Source organism: Variovorax sp. Soil_C_12 (genome assembly GCF_057657375.1).
This window is the reverse complement of the sequence record NZ_JBDGIO010000001.1, coordinates 438,435-455,030: the sequence shown is the minus strand read 5'-3', so window position 1 is coordinate 455,030 and position 16,596 is coordinate 438,435. Positions and strand designations below refer to the sequence as shown.

Here is a 16,596-nt window from a genome sequence, read left to right as displayed (position 1 = left end):
TTATGACACCCTCTATGCCAACCTATAATTAAAGGCTTTGCGAGCGGCCGCCGGCCGCTTTTTCCCCTCCCCTCCTCATGCCAATTTACGCCTACAAGTGCAGCGCCTGCGGCTTTGCCAAGGACGTGCTGCAAAAACTGTCCGATGCGCCGCTGACCGACTGCCCGCAGTGCGGCGCCGGCGCGTTCAGCAAGCAGGTCACCGCGGCCGGTTTCCAGCTGAAGGGCTCGGGCTGGTACGTCACCGATTTCCGGGACGGCGGGGGCAAGAAGGGCGCCGAGAAGGGCAGTGCCGACAAGGGTGATGCCGACAAGGGCACGAGCGCGCCGGCCGAAGCCGCTTCCGCCCCGACCGGCACCGCCGATGCGCCCGCGGCGGCTGCATCGCCCGCTGCGACCCCGGCGCCCGCGCCAGCGCCTGCGCCGACCGCTCCCAAGGGCGACTGAGCGACACCCCCACCCATGCTCGCTCTGCGCAAATGGTTGCTGTCCGGCCTGCTGGTCATCGTGCCGCTGGTCATCACGCTGGGCGTGCTGAACTGGATCATCGGCACGCTGGACCAGACGCTGTGGCTGCTGCCTGAGGACTGGCAGCAGTGGCTCAACGTGCACAAGGTGCGCGGCCTGGGCGTGCTGCTCACGCTGGCGATCCTGCTGGTCGTCGGCGCGACCGCCAGCAACTTCGTCGGCAAGCGCCTGCTGGGCTGGGGCGACGCGGTGGTGCGACGCATCCCGGTGGTGCGCTCGATCTATTCCAGCGTCAAGCAGGTGTCGGACACGCTGTTCTCCGAGAACGGCAATGCCTTCCGCACCGCGGTGCTGGTCCAATGGCCGCGCGACGGCGTCTGGACCATCGCCTTCGTGACCGGCGCGCCCGGCGGCGAGGTGCTCTCGGAACTGGGCGGCGGCGACTACCTCAGCGTTTACGTGCCCACCACGCCCAATCCCACGGGCGGCTACTTCGTGATGCTCAGGCGCAGTGACTGCATCGAACTCAGGATGAGCGTGGACGACGCGCTCAAGTACATCGTGTCGATGGGCGTGGTCGTTCCCGGCGGCCCCGCGACCATCGCGAACAGATAAAACATGCGCCCTCGACGGCGCCGGAATCCACTATGGCCATGCGTACTCACTATTGCGGTCTCGTGACCGAAGCCCTGCTGGGCCAAACCGTCACCCTGTCCGGCTGGGTCAACCGCCGCCGCGACCACGGGGGCGTGATCTTCATCGACCTGCGCGACCGCGAGGGCTACGTGCAGGTGGTGTGCGACCCCGACCGGGCTGCGACCTTCGCCACCGCCGAGGGCCTGCGCAACGAGTTCTGCGTGCAGGTCACGGGCCTCGTGCGCGCGCGCCCCGAGGGCACGGTCAACGAGAATCTCAAGAGCGGCAAGATCGAGGTGCTCAGCCACGAGCTGAAGGTGATCAACCCGTCGGTGACGCCCCCCTTCCAGCTCGACGACGACAACCTGTCGGAGACCACCCGTCTCACGCACCGCGTGCTGGACCTGCGCCGCCCGGCGATGCAGCGCAACATGATGCTGCGCTACAAGGTCACGATGGAGGTGCGCAAGTTCCTGGACGCCAACGGCTTCATCGACATCGAGACGCCGATGCTCGGCAAGTCCACGCCCGAGGGCGCGCGCGACTACCTGGTGCCCAGCCGCGTGCACGACGGCAGCTTCTTCGCGCTGCCGCAGTCGCCGCAGCTCTTCAAGCAGCTGTTGATGGTGGCCGGCTACGACCGCTACTACCAGATCGTCAAGTGCTTCCGTGACGAGGACCTGCGCGCCGATCGCCAGCCCGAGTTCACGCAGATCGACATCGAGACCTCCTTCATGGCCGAGGAGGAGATCCGCGAGATGTTCGAAGGCATGATCCGCAAGGTGTTCCGCGGTGCGGCGCAGGTCGAGCTGCCGCCCTTCCCGGTCATGAGCTATGCGGACGCGATGTTCAAGTACGGCTCCGACAAGCCCGACCTGCGCGTGAAGATGGAGTTCACGGAACTGACGGACGTGATGCGCAACGTCGAGTTCAAGGTTTTCGCGCAGGCGGCCGGTATGACGGGCGGCCGCGTGGTGGCGTTGCGCGTGCCCGGCGGCGGCGCCGAGGGTGGCCTGTCGCGCGGGGACATCGATGCCTACACCGAGTTCGTCAAGATCTACGGCGCCAAGGGCCTGGCCTACATCAAGGTCAACGACGCGGCGCAGGGGCGCGAGGGCCTGCAGAGCCCGATCGTGAAGAACCTCAACGACGCTTCGCTGGCCGAGATCATCGCGCGCACCGGCGCGCGCAACGGCGACATCCTGTTCTTCGGCGCCGACAAGGAAAAGGTCGTCAACGACGCCATCGGCGCGCTGCGCGTGAAGATCGGCCACAGCGCCTTCGGCCGCAAGAACGGCCTGTTCGAGGACCGCTGGGCGCCGCTGTGGGTGGTCGACTTTCCGATGTTCGAATTCGACGAGGAAGGCCAGCGCTGGTCGGCGGTGCACCACCCCTTCACCTCGCCCAAGGATGGCCATGAGGACCTCATGGACACCGCGCCCGAGAAGTGCATCGCCAAGGCCTACGACATGGTGCTCAACGGCATCGAGATGGGCGGCGGCTCGGTGCGTATCCACCGCGAGGAGGTGCAGAGCAAGGTGTTCCGCGCCCTCAAGATCAGCCCCGAGGATGCGCAGACCAAGTTCGGCTTCCTGCTGGACGCGCTGCAGTACGGCGCGCCGCCGCACGGCGGCATCGCAATCGGCCTGGACCGCCTGGTGATGCTGATGACCGGCGCCGAGTCCATCCGCGACGTGATCGCCTTCCCCAAGACCCAGCGCGCCCAGGACCTGCTGACGCAGGCGCCGAGCCCGGTCGACGAGAAGCAGCTGCGGGAGCTGCATATCCGGTTGCGCAATCAACAGCCTGCAGGTTGAGCTCACAGGGGGCGCAAGCATGAGCGGGCGGCCCTGGAAAATCCCCGAATCGGTGCTGGTCGTGATCCACACGCCGGCGCTCGAAGTGCTGCTGATCCGGCGTGCCGACGCCGAGGACTTCTGGCAGTCGGTCACCGGCAGCAAGGACGACGTCGACGAGCCGCTGGCGCTCACGGCGGCGCGCGAGGTGGCCGAGGAGACCGGCATCGACTGCGGCGAGGGCAGTGCGCTCGCGAGCCGGCTGCGCGACTGGCAGCTGCAGAACGTCTATGAGATCTACCCGCGCTGGCGGTCCCGCTATGCGCCGGGCGTCACCCACAACACCGAGCACCTGTTCGGCCTGTGCGTGCCCGAGCGCCTGACGCCGCGGCTGGACCCGCGCGAGCATACGGACTGGCGCTGGCTGCCCTACCACGAAGCCGCCGACGCCTGCTTTTCCCCTTCGAATGCCGAAGCGATCCTGCTGCTGCCAAAATTTGTGAAATGAACGCGCCCAGCTCTAGCTCTAGAAGCAACCTCCGGGTCGCCACCTACAACATCCACAAGGGTGTGCAAGGCATCGGGCCCGTTCGGCGTCTCGAGATCCACAACCTGGGCCACGCCATCGAGCAGCTCGATGCCGACATCATCTGCCTGCAGGAAGTGCGCAAGATGAACCGCCAGGCCGCGGCCCGCTTCAGGCACTGGCCCGAGCTGCCCCAGGCCGACTTCCTCGCCCCCGAGGGCTACACCGCGGTCTACGAGACCAACGCCATCACGCGCCACGGCGAGCACGGCAACGCGCTCCTGACCCGTTGGCCGGTGCTGCGCAAGACGCACCAGGACATCTCCGACCACCGTTTCGAGCAGCGCGGCCTGCTGCACGTGGCGATCGAGGTCGAAGGCCGGCCGGTGCATGCCATCGTGGTGCATCTGGGCCTGATGCGGGGCAGCCGCGTGCGCCAGGTCGCCTTGCTGCGCGAGTTCATCGAGCGCGAAATCCCGCCGGGCGAGGCCCTGGTGGTGGCCGGCGACTTCAACGACTGGGGCGCCCGCATGCGCTACGCGATGAACGCCATGGGCCTGCGCGACACCAGCGACCTGCGCGGGCCGCGCACGCTGACCTACCCCTCGCGCCTGCCCGTGACGCAGCTCGACTTCATCTACGGGCGGCAGGTCGAGGCGGTCGCCACCAACGTGCCGCGGGGTCCGATCTGGGCCAGGATGTCCGACCACCTGCCGCTGGTGGCGGACTTCCTGCTATCAAAACAATAGCTTTATGTTCAGGCAGCAAGCGCGCTGCAGGGATTCGCTGCTACTCATTCGCTGTTAGGATGCGCTGATGCTAAGGAAAATCGACACCGCCGAGCGTCCCGAGCCGGACACCGGAGACGAGGGCACGCCCGTCTCCGTGAAGATCCGCGAGCGCCTGCTGGCCGCGCGCAGGCGCTTCTATGCCAACGACAACATCGCCGAGTTCATCGAGCCCGGCGAGCTCGAGCGCCTGCTCGACGAGGTCGAGCACAAGATGAAGCACGTGCTCGACGCCCTGGTCATCGACCTCGAGAACGACCACAACACCGAGAACACCGCGCGCCGCGTCGCCAAGATGTACCTGAACGAGGTGTTCAAGGGCCGCTACGTGGCCCAGCCCTCGCTCACCGAGTTTCCCAACGCCGAGCACCTGAACGAACTCATGATCGTCGGCCCGATCACGGTGCGCAGCGCCTGCTCGCACCACTTCTGCCCGATCATCGGCAAGCTCTGGATCGGCGTGATGCCCAACGAGAAGACCAACGTGATCGGCCTGTCGAAGTACGCACGCCTGGCCGAATGGGTGATGAGCCGGCCCCAGATCCAGGAAGAGGCGGTGGTGCAGCTGGCCGACCTGATCCAGGAGCGCACCCAGCCCGACGGGCTGGCGCTGGTGGTCGAGGCCGAGCACTTCTGCATGCAGTGGCGCGGCGTCAAGGAGATGGACAGCAAGATGATCAATTCCGTGATGCGCGGCGTCTTCCTCAAGGATTCCAACCTGCGGCGCGAATTCCTCGCGCTGCTCCCGCGCCGGAGCTGACCACCATGCTCGTACGCCTGCTCTATGTCAGCCGCGCCGTCGACACCAGTCCCGGCGCGGTGGATGCGATCCTCGCCCAATCGCGCTCGCACAACACGGCCTGCGGCGTCACCGGCATCCTTTGCTACGGCGGCGGTGTGTTCCTGCAAGCCATCGAAGGCGGCCGCAATGCGATCAGCGAGCTCTACGGCCATATCCAGAGGGACCCGCGCCACAAGGACGTGGTGCTGCTGCACTACGAGGAAATCTCGGAGCGGCGCTTCGGCGGCTGGACCATGGGGCAGGTCAACCTGTCCAAGCTCAACGTCTCGACCCTGCTCAAGTACTCGGAAAAGCCGGAGCTCGATCCCTACTCGGTCTCGGGCAAGGTCTCGCTCGCATTGCTGGAAGAGCTGATGGCGACCGCCGCCATCGTCGGCCGCCACTGAGGGCTGCATTTCCCCGGTGCCCACCCTGCTGCTGGGCTGCGATTTTTCCTGTGCGCCGAGCGCGCGCAAGCCCATCGTGCTGGCGCTCGGCCATGGGACGGCGGGCGGCGTGGCGCTGTTGCGGCTCGAGCGCTTCGCCTCGCTGGAGGCGTGGTGCAGGTGGCTGGCCGACCAGCCCGCCTGGATCGGCGCTTTCGACTTTCCCTTCGGCCTGCCGCGCGAACTGGTCGCGCATCTCCGCTGGCCGATGCAGTGGCAGCCGTTGATCGCGCACTATGCCGGCCTCGATCGCGCCCTGATCCGCCAGACCTTCGCCGCCTTCTGCGCTGCGCGGCCGGTGGGCGGGAAATTCGCCCACCGCGCCACCGACGCGCCGGCCGGGTCCAGCCCGTCGATGAAGTGGGTCAATCCGCCGGTGGCCTTCATGCTGCATGCGGGCGTGCCGCGTCTGCTGGAGGCCGGCGCGGCCCTTCCTGGCCTGCATGTGCCTGCAAGCGCTGCAACGCGCATTGCGCTGGAGGGCTATCCGGGCCTGCTGGCGCGCGAGCTGATCGGGCGGCGCAGCTACAAGAGCGATGAGGCTGCGCTTCAGACAGCACCACGGCGCGAGGCGCGCGCCGAGCTGCTCGCCGCGCTCGAAGGCGGCGCCACGCGCCTGGGCCTCAGGCTGGCGCTGGGCGATGCCGAGCGCGAGATGCTGCTGGCCGACGCGCGCGGCGACTGCCTCGATGCGGCGCTCTGCCTGGTCCAGGCCGCCTGGGGCGCGGCCCGCCAAGCGAGCGCCGGTCCGGGCTACGGGCTGCCCGCGGCCATGGACCCGCTGGAAGGCTGGATCGTCACCGCCTGAAGTCCTACAGCAGATCAGGACGGCGCTGGCGCGCGGTAGCCGGGGTCGCTCGCTAGATTGGTCCGGCGGTCCGGAAGGACGCTCATTCAAGGAGTTTGTCATGACTACATCCATTTCCACTCGCAGCCGCCTCGCGCTGATGCTGGCGAGCGGCATCCTGGCGCTCGCCGCCTGCGACAAGGGAGGCAACCAGACGGCCGGCGAGAAACTGGATTCCGCCATCGCCAAGACCGAGCAGGCTGGCGACCAGGCCAAGGCCAACGCCGACCGCCTGGCCCGCGAAGCGAAGGACAAGGCCGCGTCGTCGAGCGCTTCCGCGGAGTCCACGATCAAGCGCGAGGCCCAGGACGCCAGCGCCGCGGCCAAGACCGCGGGTGCCACGGTGGCCGGTGCCGTCGACGACGCCACGATCACCGCCGCCGTATCGGCGGGGCTGGCGAAGGACCCGGATCTCAGCGCGACCAAGATCGACGTCGACACCAAGGGCGGCACCGTCATGCTCAAGGGCCCGGCGCCTAATGCGGCGGCCAAGACCCGGGCGACGGAGATCGCCAAGTCGGTGAAGGGCGTCGGCGCGGTCGACAACCAGCTCGAAGTGAAGACGATGTGAGACCCACGCTTTGGCGATCAGCAAAAAGCCCGGCAACGCCGGGCTTTTTCGTTGGCGACGCTTGCCCGCCGTGCTCAGTGGCCGAGCCAGTCCTTCAGCTCGTCGGCGTGCTCTTCTTCATCGCTCAGGATCTCCTCCAGCATGCGCCGCGTGGTCGGGTCCTTGTCGCCGATGAGCGAGATCATCTGTCGGTAGGTCTCTATCGCGATGCGTTCGGCCACCAGGTTGGCGCGCACCATCGCCTGCAGCTCCTTGGACTCGTCGTAGTCGGCGTGGCTGCGCTCGCGCAGCGTCTGCGGGTTGAAATCCGGGTCGCCACCCAGCTGCACGATGCGCTCGGCAATCTTGTCCGCATGGGCGGCCTCCTCGTTGGCGTGCACCAGGAATTCCTCGGCGATCGCCGGAGAGGCCTCGCCGCTGGCGGTGAAGTAGTGGCGCTTGTAGCGAAGCACACAGACCAGCTCGGTGGCCAGCGCGTCGTTGAGCAGCTTCACGACGTCGTCGCGCCAGGGCCCGTAGCCGGGCGTCACGGCGCCGTCGTCCAGGCTCTTGGAGGCCGCATCGATCTTGGCTTGGTCCAGCATCAGGCGCTGGGGCTTTTCGGCGGTTGCGTTCGTCATGGGGAATCCTTTCGTGGGGGGCTGTCCGGGTTCTTGTGCATCAGCGTGGTCACGAGATCGGCCACGTCGGATGTCTTGAGCACCGCGGCGAGCACTGCCGTGATGGACAGCAGGCGCCAGGGTCTGATCAGTACGATCAGCGCTCCAGCTCCGGCCGCGGCCGCCATGAGCTTGCCCGGCTGCTCGCGCGCATAGCGTTCGATCAGCGGGCGAGCGAGCTGGCCCGCCGCGTTGGCCGGGTGCCGGCGCCACCAGCGCTGCACCACGCTGCGCGCCACCGAGGCCCAGGCGATGCGGTCGATGACCGTTTCGCGCCGCGGGCTTCCGGCATCCGCCACGTCTACAGCCGCATCGTGGTCTGCGTGGCGCTCGCGGCCCTGCAACTGCTCGACCAGGGCGCGGCGCGAAACGGCCAATCGCTGTTGCGGGGTCAAGACTTCGTGCTCAGCTCGCACGGTTCTCTCCTGCGGCCCGGAGGGCATGAACGTCGGCATCGACCTGCGAGCGCAATTCGTCGAATCCGTGGAAAGCGACGGGTCGCGCGGCGACATACCCGGCGATCAATGCTATGACCGCCGAAACGCCGGGAACGGCGACCAGTACCCAATGAAAGCTGCCCTGGAGAACGCCCAGCATGACGGCCGTGCCCGTCAAGCCGAGGGCCAGCATCGCACTGACCGCCGCGAGCACGCCCGCGATGAGGCGTGCAATCAGCCCCCTGCTGGCCTCCGCCGTCTCCAACCTGACCAGCGCCGCATAGTTCGAGGCATGTTCGGCGATCAGTTCCGGATGCCTGAGCACCGTCGAAAAAATGGGATGGAGCATGGGTGCGGCAGGCGGCGGCAGGAACGGGGCGGCTCAGATCAATAGTCGTCCCGGCTGCGGCGGCTGGCGAGCACGATCAGCGCGGTGATGGCCGCGCCGGCGGCGGCGGCGATGAGCACCGAGCGCACCGGCTGGTCTGCGATGTACCGGCCGGTCACGTCGGCTGCCTGTTCCAGGCGTCGCTGGGCGCGGGCGCTGGTCGTCGAGGCGGCGTCGAGGCCGCGCTGCACCGCCTGCTGAACGCGGGCCGCGAGCTGTTCTACCGTGGGTTCCGCCTCGCGGCGCAGGTCGCGAACCTTCTCGCCGGCGGCATTCACCGCGTTCTGCGCATAGGCGCGGGTACTGTCGATGGCATCGCTGGCAGTTTGACGTGCCTCTTCAGCCAGCTGCGACGGGGTCTTGATCGTGCTCATGAAAAAAGTCCTTCCGGAAGAGAAATGGTGCGAGAGCCCGCTCATCGTAACGATGCTGTCATCGTCGCATCAAGCCCGCGATGAAACTGGCGAGTGCCAGCACGATGAAGATGACGAAGAGAATCTTCGCGATGCCCACGGCGCTGGCCGCGATGCCGCCGAAACCGAAGACGGCGGCGATCAGGGCGATGACCAGGAACACGACTGCGTAATACAACATGCTGGACTCCTTTTCGCGTGCCTCGTTGTTGTGGATCACGGCCCTGCGCACGGCGCGAAGAGCATGGGGAGGACATTAGATGAGCGCCCTGCGCGAACCTGTCAGCAGCCAAGGTCTGGGGGCGTAGGAGAGGGCCGAATCGCGGGCGCGCGCCGCGGCGAGGCCTGTCACTCAGGCCCGCTGCCGAGCCGGGGCAGGGGCGGCTGGCGCGGCGCCGGAGGAAGGCAGGCTGGCGCTCAGGCGTGTCCCTTGGCCCGGCGCGGACGAGACGGTCAGCCTGCCCTTGGCCGTCTCCACGCGATGGCGCATGCCCGCCAGGCCATGGGAGGAGACGCGCATGGCCTGGGCATCGAAGCCCTTGCCGTTGTCGCTCACCTCGACCACCACGTGGCTGCCGTAGTTCTTCATCACGATGCTGGCCTCGGTCGCCTGGGCGTACTTGCCGATGTTGGTCAGGCTCTCCTGCACCATGCGATAGACGGTGAGCTCATTGGCTTCGTCGAGCGCCACCGGCTCCAGCACCATCTCGATCTCGATGCCGGAGCGCTCGGCGAACTCGCGGCCCAGGATCTCGAGCGAAGCGATGAGCCCCAGGTTGGAAAGCGAGGAGGGCCTCAGGTCCTCGATGATGCGGCGCTTGAGCGCGATGCCGCTGTTGAGCAGCTCGTTCAGGTGCTGCAGCCGCTGTATCGCATCCGGCGAATCGACCAGGCGCGACTTCAGCCGCGCGACATCGAGCTTGGCCGCAGTCAGCAGCGAGCCCAGCTCGTCGTGCAGCTCGCGCGCAAGGAAGCCGCGCTCGGTCTCCCGCACCTCCTGCAGGTGGGTGGCGAGCTCGGCCAGCGTGGCGGTCCGCTCCCGAACCTCGTCCTCCAGCGCGTTGCGCTCGCGCTGCAGGGCCTCCTGCTGGCGCTCGCCGGCCGAGCGCAGCGCATGCGTCTGCCGCAGGTAAAGATAGAAGGCGGCCAGCCCGGCCAGCGCTACCAGCCCGATGCCGATACGCGCGAAGCTGAGCGACTTCGAGACCTGCGCCTGCCCCCGCATCAAGGCCTCGTTGCTGAGCTCGATCAGCTCGCCGGCCTGGTGCCGGATGGCTTCCATCTCCTCGCGGCCGACGTCGGTGGTGATCACGAACTTCCAGGCGTCGTCGTTGCCCTCCTGCCGCAGCCGCACGCTCATGTCGATCTCGGCGAGCTTGCGCGAGACGTGCTTGGCGAGCTGGGCCAGGCGCGCTGCCTCGGCGGGGCGCTGGGCGTAGAGCGACTGCAGGGCGGCCAGCTGGCCATCGACCTTCTTCACGGAGCTGTCGTAGGGCTCGCGATAGCGTGCTTCTCCCGTCAACAGGTAGCCGCGCTGGCCCGTTTCAGCATCGACAATGCTCTGCAGCAGCAAGTTGAGTGCGACCCGTATGCGCTGCGCCTCGCCGATCTCGGTCAGGGCCTGCGTAGACTGTCGGTAGCCCGCCTCGTTGATGCCCACGAGCGCGAGCGCCGCAAGCATCGCGAGCGTGAGGCCGGCGGCCATCTTCGGGAAAGCTAACCAGCGCATGGGGTCTCCGCGCGACGCGAACAGTACAAATTCAGGAATAATCGACGTGAACCAGGGGGCAGTTTGCTGCGACGCAAAAGGCCGCGACACGACAAAGAAGGTACCAGATGATCAAGATCGGAATTGTGGATGACCATGCCATCGTGCGCTCCGGCCTGCGGCAGTTCTTCTCGGAACATGTCGACTTGCGCGTGGTGGGGGAGGCTGCCAGCGGGCGCGAGGCGATCGAGCTCGTGCGCACCACCGAGCTGGACGTGCTGGTCATGGACCTGTCGATGCCCGGGCAAAGCGGCATCGACGCGCTGGCGATGATCCGCGCCAAGGCCCCGGATGTGGGCATCCTCATCCTCAGCGGCTACCCCGAGGAGCACTACGCGATGAACCTGATCCGGCAGGGCGCGAGCGGCTACCTCAACAAGGAATGCGATCCGATCGAGATCGTGAACGCGATCCGCACCATCTCTCTGGGCCGTCGGTACATCACGCCCGCCGTGGCCGAACTGCTGGCGCGGCAGCTCGACCGCAAGGACGACGCGGCCCCACACGAGCAGCTGTCGGAACGCGAGTTTCAGGTCTTCCTCAAGCTCGCCAAGGGAGAGACGGCGGGAGACATCGCCAAGACCCTGTCGCTCTCGGTCAAGACGGTCAGCACCTACCGCACGCGCCTCATGGAGAAGATGAACCTCTCCTCCAACAGCGACCTCACGTATTACGCGCTGAAAAACAAGCTGATCGATTGAGCGGCGCGAGGCGCCCTCGCTGAGTCGGGGGCGCCGCGCGAACGGGGCCATCGGCGCGACCGGGGCGGACGGCTTCAGTTCGAGCCCGAGGTCTGCCGAAGCGTCGAAGCCTGCTCGATGCAAAAGTCGATCAGTGCATCGATCTCGTTCGACTTGTCGAAGACCGCGTCCACGCCGAACTGGGCGCAGCGCTTGCGGATATCGGGGGTGGCGTAATTGCTGAGCACCACGATCTTCTGGTCGGGCCGGCGCGTACTCACGGCCTGCAGCACGCCCAGGCCACTGCCTTGCTTCAGGAACAGATCGACGATCGCCAGTTCCCACTGGTCGCTGTTCTCCGCCAGCCAGCGAACAGCCTCTGCCTCGGTCTCGGCAAAGCCGACGGCCGAGATGCACGTGAGTTCTTCCAGAGTGCCGACGAGGTTCTCGCGGATCGTGACGTTGTCTTCGACGATGTAGGTTTTCAATCTGGGGTCCATGGAGAACCGCGCGTCTGCCTGCAATGAAACTTCGCGACCTTAACGGATGACCGCGATGATAGCTATTGTTGTAAATGCTGGTGCGGTTGGTCAGGCGGCATGATGCCCGCTGCGGCGTGTTGCGTTTGTAGGCTTGTTCTTACGAATTCTGTGGGCTGAGAAGCTGTGAAGAACCGCCTCGCCTCATTCATTCGTCGGTTTCGACTGGCCGTAGGCTGCGCCTCACAGTGGCTGCGGTCGGGCGCCGACCCTGGCGCAACCGGGCGCCCCCTACGCTCACAGCATCGAGCCGTGGCGTTTTTTCCTTGCCCCGGCTTCAACTCCCGTCGCCGAGGTGCCGAGATGAAGATGATGTGGAATTACGGGGCCATTGGCCTGTTGACCCTGGCCGCCGCGGCGGTGGTGGCGACCGGCGAGCCCGCGAACGCGGAGCTGAAGCTGGTCGAGTCTGCCGCCGCTGCCGCGACCGTCGGTGCCACGGCTCTGTGTTTCCTCGTTTCACCCGCTTCCGTTACCGCGACGCCGGATCGAAAGACCACGGTGCCGTGACCTCGACGACCGCCCCTAAGCCGCGCTTGTCGATCTGGATGCGGATCGGCGCGGTCTTGCTGGGGCTGTTCGCGGCGCTCTTGCTGCTGCTGGCCCTGTTTCCGTGGGACGCCCTGCGCGAGCCGCTCAATCGCTACGTCAGCGAACGTACAGGGCGCAAGTTCGAGATCACCCGCCGCCTGGACGTCGACCTGGGCTGGCGCAGCGCGGCCGTGAAGCTCGATGGCGTCGAGTTCGCCAACCCGTCCTGGGCGCGCGAGCCATACCTGGTGCGGGCCGAGCGTGCGGCCTTCGACATCCGGCTGTGGCCCTTGCTCTCCGGGCGCGTCGTGATCCCTCACCTGGCCCTGACCTCCCCCACGCTCGGCCTGCAGATGGAGGAGGACGGCCGGCGCACCTGGGCGCTGGGCAAGAACACCTCGGACGAGGGCACGGTGCCGGTCATCGGCCTGATGGAAGTCGACCAGGGCACGCTCGACTTCCTGGCGGAGCATCTCGGCGTGGACCTGCACGCCGACTTCAGCTACGACAGCAGCCGCGGCGAGATGCCGCTGGACTTCCGGATCAAGGGGCGCTATCAGCGGCAGCCGCTGACGGCCCAGGGCCGGACCGGCAATGTGCTCCAGCTCAACGCGGCCGGCCAGCCGCCGTTCCCGCTGGAGATCGATGCGGCCGCCGGCCACACGCGGCTGAAGGCCAAGGGCACAGTGGCCGAGCTGGCCAGCCTGGACGGCATCGATGCCCGATTCGACCTCAAGGGCCAGAACCTGGGCGACCTGTACGGCTTGCTCGGGATCGCCTTGCCCCAGACTTCGCCCTATGCGCTGAGCGGCGAGCTGCGCAAGCGCGCCAGGCTGTGGGAAGCGGCGGGACTGAGGGGCAAGCTGGGCCTGTCCGACATCGGCGGCGACATGAAATTCGACCAGTCGCAGAAGATTCCGTCCCTCTCCGGCACCCTGCGTTCGCGCGTGATGGACATGGACGACCTCGGACCGCTGATCGGCCTGCCGCCGACCGAGCGCTCGGCCCAGGCGATCGAGGGCGTGGCGCCGCCGCCGAGCATCACCGAGGTCAAGCGGGCAAGGCGCGACTCCGGGCGGAAGGTGCTGCCCGACGCCACGCTGGACTTCGAGCGCCTGCGTGCCATGAACGCCGACGTGAAGTACACCGCCGAGCGCATCCGCAACGTGCGCGAGCTGCCGCTGGACAAGGGCAGCGTGCAGATCAAGCTGAAGGACGGCGTCCTGACACTCGACCCCCTCAACCTGGGTGTGGCCAGCGGGACGCTCGCTGGTGCGATACGCATCGACGGCGCGCAGAACCCGGCCGAAATCCGGGCGGCGCTGGAGGTCCGCGGGATGCAGCTGAGCCGGCTGATCCCGAAGATCGAAACCATGCACACCAGCTTCGGCAAGCTCGACGGGCGGATCAATCTCTCCGGGCACGGCAACTCGGTCGCAGGCTGGCTGGGCAATGCCTCCGGCGACGTCGCAGCGCTCACGGGCCGCGGGCAGTTCAGCAACCTGTTGCTGGAGTTCATGGGGCTGGACGGCGGCGAGATCATCAAGTTTCTTCTGCGCGGCGACAGGAACGTGGTGCTGCGCTGCGCCGCGATGGCTTTCGATGTCGACAAGGGCACCATGAACAGCCGCAGCGTCGTGCTGGACACCGAAGACACGGTCTTCAATGTGAGCGGCCAGGCCAGCCTGTCGAAGGAAACGCTGGATTTCGTCGTGCGGCCCCAGCCCAAGGACAAGAGCATCCTGTCGCTGCGTACGCCGCTGGTCATCGGCGGCACCTTTGCCGCACCCAAGGCAGGCCTGGAGGCCGGATCGCTGGCGACGCGCGGTGCCGCAGCGTTGGTGCTGGGAGCGCTGAACCCCTTGCTGGCGCTTGCCGCCACCGTCGAAACGGGGCCAGGCGTCGATGCCGACTGCCAGGAGGTGCTGGCGCAGGCCAAGCGGCCGGCCTCGCGCGAGGCGGCGGCCGGCGCGGCCAAGGCCAAGAAGCAGTAGCAGTAGCAGTAGCGAGAGGGCGAGAGAGTGATCAGCCCGCCGCCCGGCGGTGGCCGCAGACGCTGCAGCCCGGATCGCGCGCCACCCGCAGGGTATCGAAGGCCGTGCGTCGGCCGTCGAACATCAGCAGGCTGCCCGCCAGCGAGGGGCCGATGCCGGCCAGCAGCTTCAGGGCCTCGCTGGCCTCCAGCGTGCCGATGGTGCCGACCACCGGCGCGAACACGCCGAGCACGGCGCAGCGGGTCTCCTCGAAGTCGGCGTCGGGCGGGAACAGGCAGGCATAGCAGGGGGAGGCGGCATCGCGCGTGTCGTACACGCTCAGCTGGCCGTCGAAGCGGATGGCCGCACCGGCCACCAGGGGCTTGGCGTGGGCCACACAGGCACGATTCACCGAATGCCGGGTGGCGAAGTTGTCGCTGCAGTCGATCACCACGTCCGCCGTGGCCACCAGGCGGTCCAGCAGCGCCTCGTCGGCCCGCTGGACGTGGGTCTCGATGCGGATCTCCGGGTTGATGTCCCGCATCGCCGCGGCTGCCGATTCGACCTTGGCCTGGCCCACGCGGGCGGTGCTGTGGGCGATCTGGCGTTGGAGGTTGGTCAGGTCGACCTCGTCGTCGTCGACCAGCGTGATGCGGCCGACGCCGGCCGCCGCCAGGTAGAGCGCGACCGGCGAGCCCAACCCGCCGGCGCCGATCACCAGCGCATGGCCGGCGCTGACGCGCGCCTGGCCGTCGATGCCGAATTCCTCGAGGAGGATGTGGCGCGAGTAGCGCAGCAGGTCCTGGTCTTCCATGCGCCGCGCGGGCCGATGCCGGCGCTCCCCAGTCAGGGGAGCCTGGCCGGGATCAGTTTTCCTTCTTCTCTTCCTTGTTCTCGACGATCACCTGGGTCTTGCTCACCAGCACGGGCTGGCCCTTGAGCCGGTTCAGCGCCTGCACCAGCGGGAAGTCCTTCTCGTTGCCGAACTCGGGCACCTTGCGGTCCTGCGGCGGCTTCTTGGCTTCTTCCTCGAGGCGCTTGCGGGCCTCGTCGCGGGCCTTCTCGCGCTCCGGGTCCTTGGCCTCGGGGCCCTGGCCGCTTGCCAGGTGCTTCTCGAGGTCGGCCTCGCGCATGCGCAGCGCCGCGAAGGGGCTGCCCTCGGCGCTTTCGTCGATCAACACGTTGGGCACGATCCCCTTGGCCTGGATCGAGGTGCCGCTGGGCGTGTAGTAGCGTGCCGTCGTGATCTTGAGGCCGGTGTCCGGGCCGAGCGGGCGCACCGTCTGCACCGAGCCCTTGCCGAAGGTCTGGCTGCCCATCACGATGGCGCGCTTGTGGTCCTGCAGTGCACCGGCCACGATCTCGCTGGCGGAGGCCGAGCCTTCGTTCACCAGCACCACCAGCGGCACCGTCTTGAGCCCGGCGGGCAGGTTGCGCAAGGGGTCGCTGCCGGCGCGCCGCTGGTAGTACTCGGGCGCGGCCTTGTAGACCGACTTGCTCTCGGCCAGTTGGCCGTCGGTGGACACCACCGTGACGTTCTCGGGCAGGAAGGCAGCCGAAATGGCCACCGCCGCGTCGAGCAGACCGCCCGGGTCGTTGCGCAGGTCCAGCACCAGGCCCTTGAGGTTGGGTTCCTGCTTGTAGATCTCTTCGACCTTCTTGACGAAGTCGTCGACCGTGCGCTCCTGGAACTGCGACAGGCGGATCCAGCCGTAGCCCGGCTCCATCACCTTCCCGCGCACCGATTGCGTGCGGATCTCCTCGCGCGTGATGGTCACCGGGAAGGTGCGGTTCTCGTCCTTGCGGAAGATGGTCAGCAGCACCTTGGTGTTGGCTTCGCCCCGCATGCGCTTGACCGCCTCGTTGAGCGAGAGCCCGCGCACCGCGGTGTCGTCGATGCGGGTGATCATGTCGTTCGGCTTGAGGCCGGCGCGGAAGGCGGGCGAGCCTTCGATCGGCGACACCACCTTGATCAGGCCGTCCTCCTGGGAGATCTCGATACCCACGCCGACGAAGCGGCCGGTGGTGCCCTCTCGAAATTCCTTGAAGGACTTCTTGTCGAAGTACTGCGAATGCGGATCGAGCCCGGCGACCATGCCCGAGATCGCATCCGAGATGAGCTTCTTCTCGTCGACCGACTCGACGTAGTCGCTCTTCACCATGCCGAACACGGCGGCAAGCTGCTGCAGTTCTTCGAGTGGGAGCGGAGCCAGTGAACCTCGTGCAACAGTTTGCAACGAGACGGTGGTCAGCGCGCCGGCAACGGCGCCGGCTGCGACCCAGCCGGTGATCTTGAGTTTCTGGCCCATGTAAATGTCCTTGTCGCCTGTCAAACCAATATACACAGCTT

21 protein-coding genes are annotated in these 16,596 nt (G+C 67.3%); 12 read left to right on the top strand and 9 right to left on the bottom strand.

What is annotated here, in order from left to right; genetic code table 11:
* The first annotated feature begins 77 nt into the window (after positions 1-77).
* The 9 genes from AC3A6X_RS02335 (at position 78) to AC3A6X_RS02295 (ending at position 6,858) form a co-directional block, all read left to right on the top strand.
* Entirely contained in the window at positions 78-446 is a 369-nt protein-coding gene (locus AC3A6X_RS02335; RefSeq protein ID WP_487840640.1) for an FmdB family zinc ribbon protein, read from the top strand.
* 15 nt (positions 447-461) lie between these two features.
* Positions 462-1,082, top strand: a complete 621-nt coding sequence (locus tag AC3A6X_RS02330) for a DUF502 domain-containing protein (protein WP_487840639.1) — start codon at positions 462-464, stop codon at positions 1,080-1,082.
* A 32-nt stretch (positions 1,083-1,114) separates the two neighbouring features.
* Positions 1,115-2,920, top strand: coding sequence for an aspartate--tRNA ligase (gene aspS, locus AC3A6X_RS02325; RefSeq protein WP_487840638.1), 1,806 nt, complete (start codon positions 1,115-1,117; stop codon positions 2,918-2,920).
* A 19-nt stretch (positions 2,921-2,939) separates the two neighbouring features.
* Entirely contained in the window at positions 2,940-3,407 is a 468-nt protein-coding gene (gene nudB / locus AC3A6X_RS02320) for a dihydroneopterin triphosphate diphosphatase (RefSeq protein WP_487840637.1), read from the top strand.
* Complete coding sequence (locus AC3A6X_RS02315; RefSeq protein ID WP_487840636.1) at positions 3,404-4,174, top strand: endonuclease/exonuclease/phosphatase family protein; 771 nt, start codon at positions 3,404-3,406, stop codon at positions 4,172-4,174. Before nudB ends, AC3A6X_RS02315 begins: the two co-directional genes overlap by 4 nt.
* A 67-nt stretch (positions 4,175-4,241) precedes the next feature.
* Positions 4,242-4,973: a GTP cyclohydrolase I gene (gene folE / locus AC3A6X_RS02310; protein ID WP_487840635.1), complete on the top strand. Its 732-nt coding sequence runs from the start codon at positions 4,242-4,244 to the stop codon at positions 4,971-4,973.
* Between the two features lie 5 nt (positions 4,974-4,978).
* Complete coding sequence (locus AC3A6X_RS02305; protein ID WP_106556542.1) at positions 4,979-5,401, top strand: BLUF domain-containing protein; 423 nt, start codon at positions 4,979-4,981, stop codon at positions 5,399-5,401.
* A gap of 25 nt (positions 5,402-5,426) precedes the next feature.
* Entirely contained in the window at positions 5,427-6,248 is an 822-nt protein-coding gene (locus AC3A6X_RS02300; RefSeq protein ID WP_487841083.1) for a DUF429 domain-containing protein, read from the top strand.
* 100 nt (positions 6,249-6,348) lie between these two features.
* Positions 6,349-6,858, top strand: a complete 510-nt coding sequence (locus tag AC3A6X_RS02295) for a BON domain-containing protein (protein WP_487840634.1) — start codon at positions 6,349-6,351, stop codon at positions 6,856-6,858.
* A gap of 74 nt (positions 6,859-6,932) precedes the next feature.
* Here AC3A6X_RS02295 and AC3A6X_RS02290 read toward each other — a convergent pair whose 3' ends face one another.
* From AC3A6X_RS02290 to AC3A6X_RS02265, 6 genes are all read right to left on the bottom strand, one after another.
* Positions 6,933-7,478, bottom strand: coding sequence for a ferritin-like domain-containing protein (locus AC3A6X_RS02290; protein ID WP_487840633.1), 546 nt, complete (start codon positions 7,476-7,478; stop codon positions 6,933-6,935).
* On the bottom strand, positions 7,475-7,912 hold the full coding sequence (locus tag AC3A6X_RS02285; protein ID WP_487840632.1) for a hypothetical protein: 438 nt from the start codon (positions 7,910-7,912) through the stop codon (positions 7,475-7,477). The genes AC3A6X_RS02290 and AC3A6X_RS02285 overlap by 4 nt, the downstream gene beginning before the upstream one ends.
* A 10-nt stretch (positions 7,913-7,922) precedes the next feature.
* Positions 7,923-8,303 (bottom strand): hypothetical protein, encoded by a 381-nt coding sequence (locus AC3A6X_RS02280; RefSeq protein ID WP_487840631.1) that lies wholly within the window; start codon positions 8,301-8,303, stop codon positions 7,923-7,925.
* A gap of 38 nt (positions 8,304-8,341) precedes the next feature.
* Positions 8,342-8,716, bottom strand: a complete 375-nt coding sequence (locus AC3A6X_RS02275) for a hypothetical protein (RefSeq protein ID WP_106556537.1) — start codon at positions 8,714-8,716, stop codon at positions 8,342-8,344.
* Positions 8,717-8,774: 58 nt separating this feature from the next.
* Positions 8,775-8,936, bottom strand: a complete 162-nt coding sequence (locus tag AC3A6X_RS02270) for a DUF1328 domain-containing protein (RefSeq protein WP_083944504.1) — start codon at positions 8,934-8,936, stop codon at positions 8,775-8,777.
* Positions 8,937-9,107: 171 nt separating this feature from the next.
* Complete coding sequence (locus tag AC3A6X_RS02265) at positions 9,108-10,484, bottom strand: CHASE3 domain-containing protein (RefSeq protein ID WP_487840630.1); 1,377 nt, start codon at positions 10,482-10,484, stop codon at positions 9,108-9,110.
* Between the two features lie 107 nt (positions 10,485-10,591).
* Here AC3A6X_RS02265 and AC3A6X_RS02260 point away from each other — a divergent pair, with 107 nt between their 5' ends.
* Positions 10,592-11,224, top strand: coding sequence for a response regulator (locus tag AC3A6X_RS02260; protein WP_028249172.1), 633 nt, complete (start codon positions 10,592-10,594; stop codon positions 11,222-11,224).
* Between the two features lie 74 nt (positions 11,225-11,298).
* Here the strand turns inward: AC3A6X_RS02260 and AC3A6X_RS02255 are convergent, their stop codons facing one another.
* On the bottom strand, positions 11,299-11,703 hold the full coding sequence (locus tag AC3A6X_RS02255; RefSeq protein ID WP_487840629.1) for a response regulator: 405 nt from the start codon (positions 11,701-11,703) through the stop codon (positions 11,299-11,301).
* A gap of 342 nt (positions 11,704-12,045) precedes the next feature.
* On the opposite strand from AC3A6X_RS02255, the gene AC3A6X_RS02250 reads away from it, so the two are divergent.
* Positions 12,046-12,252, top strand: a complete 207-nt coding sequence (locus tag AC3A6X_RS02250; protein ID WP_106556534.1) for a hypothetical protein — start codon at positions 12,046-12,048, stop codon at positions 12,250-12,252.
* A gap of 38 nt (positions 12,253-12,290) precedes the next feature.
* The gene (locus AC3A6X_RS02245; RefSeq protein WP_487841082.1) at positions 12,291-14,267 is read left to right on the top strand and encodes an AsmA family protein; all 1,977 of its coding nucleotides are present in this window, start codon (positions 12,291-12,293) and stop codon (positions 14,265-14,267) included.
* Positions 14,268-14,298: 31 nt separating this feature from the next.
* Here the strand turns inward: AC3A6X_RS02245 and AC3A6X_RS02240 are convergent, their stop codons facing one another.
* Positions 14,299-15,060 carry a HesA/MoeB/ThiF family protein gene (locus AC3A6X_RS02240; RefSeq protein WP_487840628.1) on the bottom strand — a complete coding sequence of 254 codons (762 nt, stop codon included), beginning with the start codon at positions 15,058-15,060 and terminating at the stop codon, positions 14,299-14,301.
* A 52-nt stretch (positions 15,061-15,112) separates the two neighbouring features.
* Positions 15,113-16,555, bottom strand: coding sequence for a S41 family peptidase (locus tag AC3A6X_RS02235; protein ID WP_309965266.1), 1,443 nt, complete (start codon positions 16,553-16,555; stop codon positions 15,113-15,115).
* Between the last annotated feature and the right edge of the window lie 41 nt (positions 16,556-16,596).

What these genes read in the sequence shown, in the direction of transcription:
- AC3A6X_RS02250 (WP_106556534.1), top strand. Translation starts at nt 12,046, where the DNA reads ATGAAGATGATGTGGAATTACGGGGCCATTGGCCTGTTGACCCTGGCC.
- AC3A6X_RS02330 (WP_487840639.1), top strand. Translation starts at nt 462, where the DNA reads ATGCTCGCTCTGCGCAAATGGTTGCTGTCCGGCCTGCTGGTCATCGTG.
- AC3A6X_RS02335 (WP_487840640.1), top strand. Translation starts at nt 78, where the DNA reads ATGCCAATTTACGCCTACAAGTGCAGCGCCTGCGGCTTTGCCAAGGAC.
- AC3A6X_RS02240 (WP_487840628.1), bottom strand. Translation starts at nt 15,060, where the DNA reads ATGGAAGACCAGGACCTGCTGCGCTACTCGCGCCACATCCTCCTCGAG.
- AC3A6X_RS02255 (WP_487840629.1), bottom strand. Translation starts at nt 11,703, where the DNA reads ATGGACCCCAGATTGAAAACCTACATCGTCGAAGACAACGTCACGATC.
- AC3A6X_RS02275 (WP_106556537.1), bottom strand. Translation starts at nt 8,716, where the DNA reads ATGAGCACGATCAAGACCCCGTCGCAGCTGGCTGAAGAGGCACGTCAA.
- nudB (WP_487840637.1), top strand. Translation starts at nt 2,940, where the DNA reads ATGAGCGGGCGGCCCTGGAAAATCCCCGAATCGGTGCTGGTCGTGATC.
- AC3A6X_RS02235 (WP_309965266.1), bottom strand. Translation starts at nt 16,555, where the DNA reads ATGGGCCAGAAACTCAAGATCACCGGCTGGGTCGCAGCCGGCGCCGTT.
- AC3A6X_RS02295 (WP_487840634.1), top strand. Translation starts at nt 6,349, where the DNA reads ATGACTACATCCATTTCCACTCGCAGCCGCCTCGCGCTGATGCTGGCG.
- AC3A6X_RS02290 (WP_487840633.1), bottom strand. Translation starts at nt 7,478, where the DNA reads ATGACGAACGCAACCGCCGAAAAGCCCCAGCGCCTGATGCTGGACCAA.
- folE (WP_487840635.1), top strand. Translation starts at nt 4,242, where the DNA reads ATGCTAAGGAAAATCGACACCGCCGAGCGTCCCGAGCCGGACACCGGA.
- AC3A6X_RS02280 (WP_487840631.1), bottom strand. Translation starts at nt 8,303, where the DNA reads ATGCTCCATCCCATTTTTTCGACGGTGCTCAGGCATCCGGAACTGATC.
- AC3A6X_RS02265 (WP_487840630.1), bottom strand. Translation starts at nt 10,484, where the DNA reads ATGCGCTGGTTAGCTTTCCCGAAGATGGCCGCCGGCCTCACGCTCGCG.
- AC3A6X_RS02305 (WP_106556542.1), top strand. Translation starts at nt 4,979, where the DNA reads ATGCTCGTACGCCTGCTCTATGTCAGCCGCGCCGTCGACACCAGTCCC.
- AC3A6X_RS02270 (WP_083944504.1), bottom strand. Translation starts at nt 8,936, where the DNA reads ATGTTGTATTACGCAGTCGTGTTCCTGGTCATCGCCCTGATCGCCGCC.
- AC3A6X_RS02260 (WP_028249172.1), top strand. Translation starts at nt 10,592, where the DNA reads ATGATCAAGATCGGAATTGTGGATGACCATGCCATCGTGCGCTCCGGC.
- aspS (WP_487840638.1), top strand. Translation starts at nt 1,115, where the DNA reads ATGGCCATGCGTACTCACTATTGCGGTCTCGTGACCGAAGCCCTGCTG.
- AC3A6X_RS02315 (WP_487840636.1), top strand. Translation starts at nt 3,404, where the DNA reads ATGAACGCGCCCAGCTCTAGCTCTAGAAGCAACCTCCGGGTCGCCACC.
- AC3A6X_RS02245 (WP_487841082.1), top strand. Translation starts at nt 12,291, where the DNA reads ATGCGGATCGGCGCGGTCTTGCTGGGGCTGTTCGCGGCGCTCTTGCTG.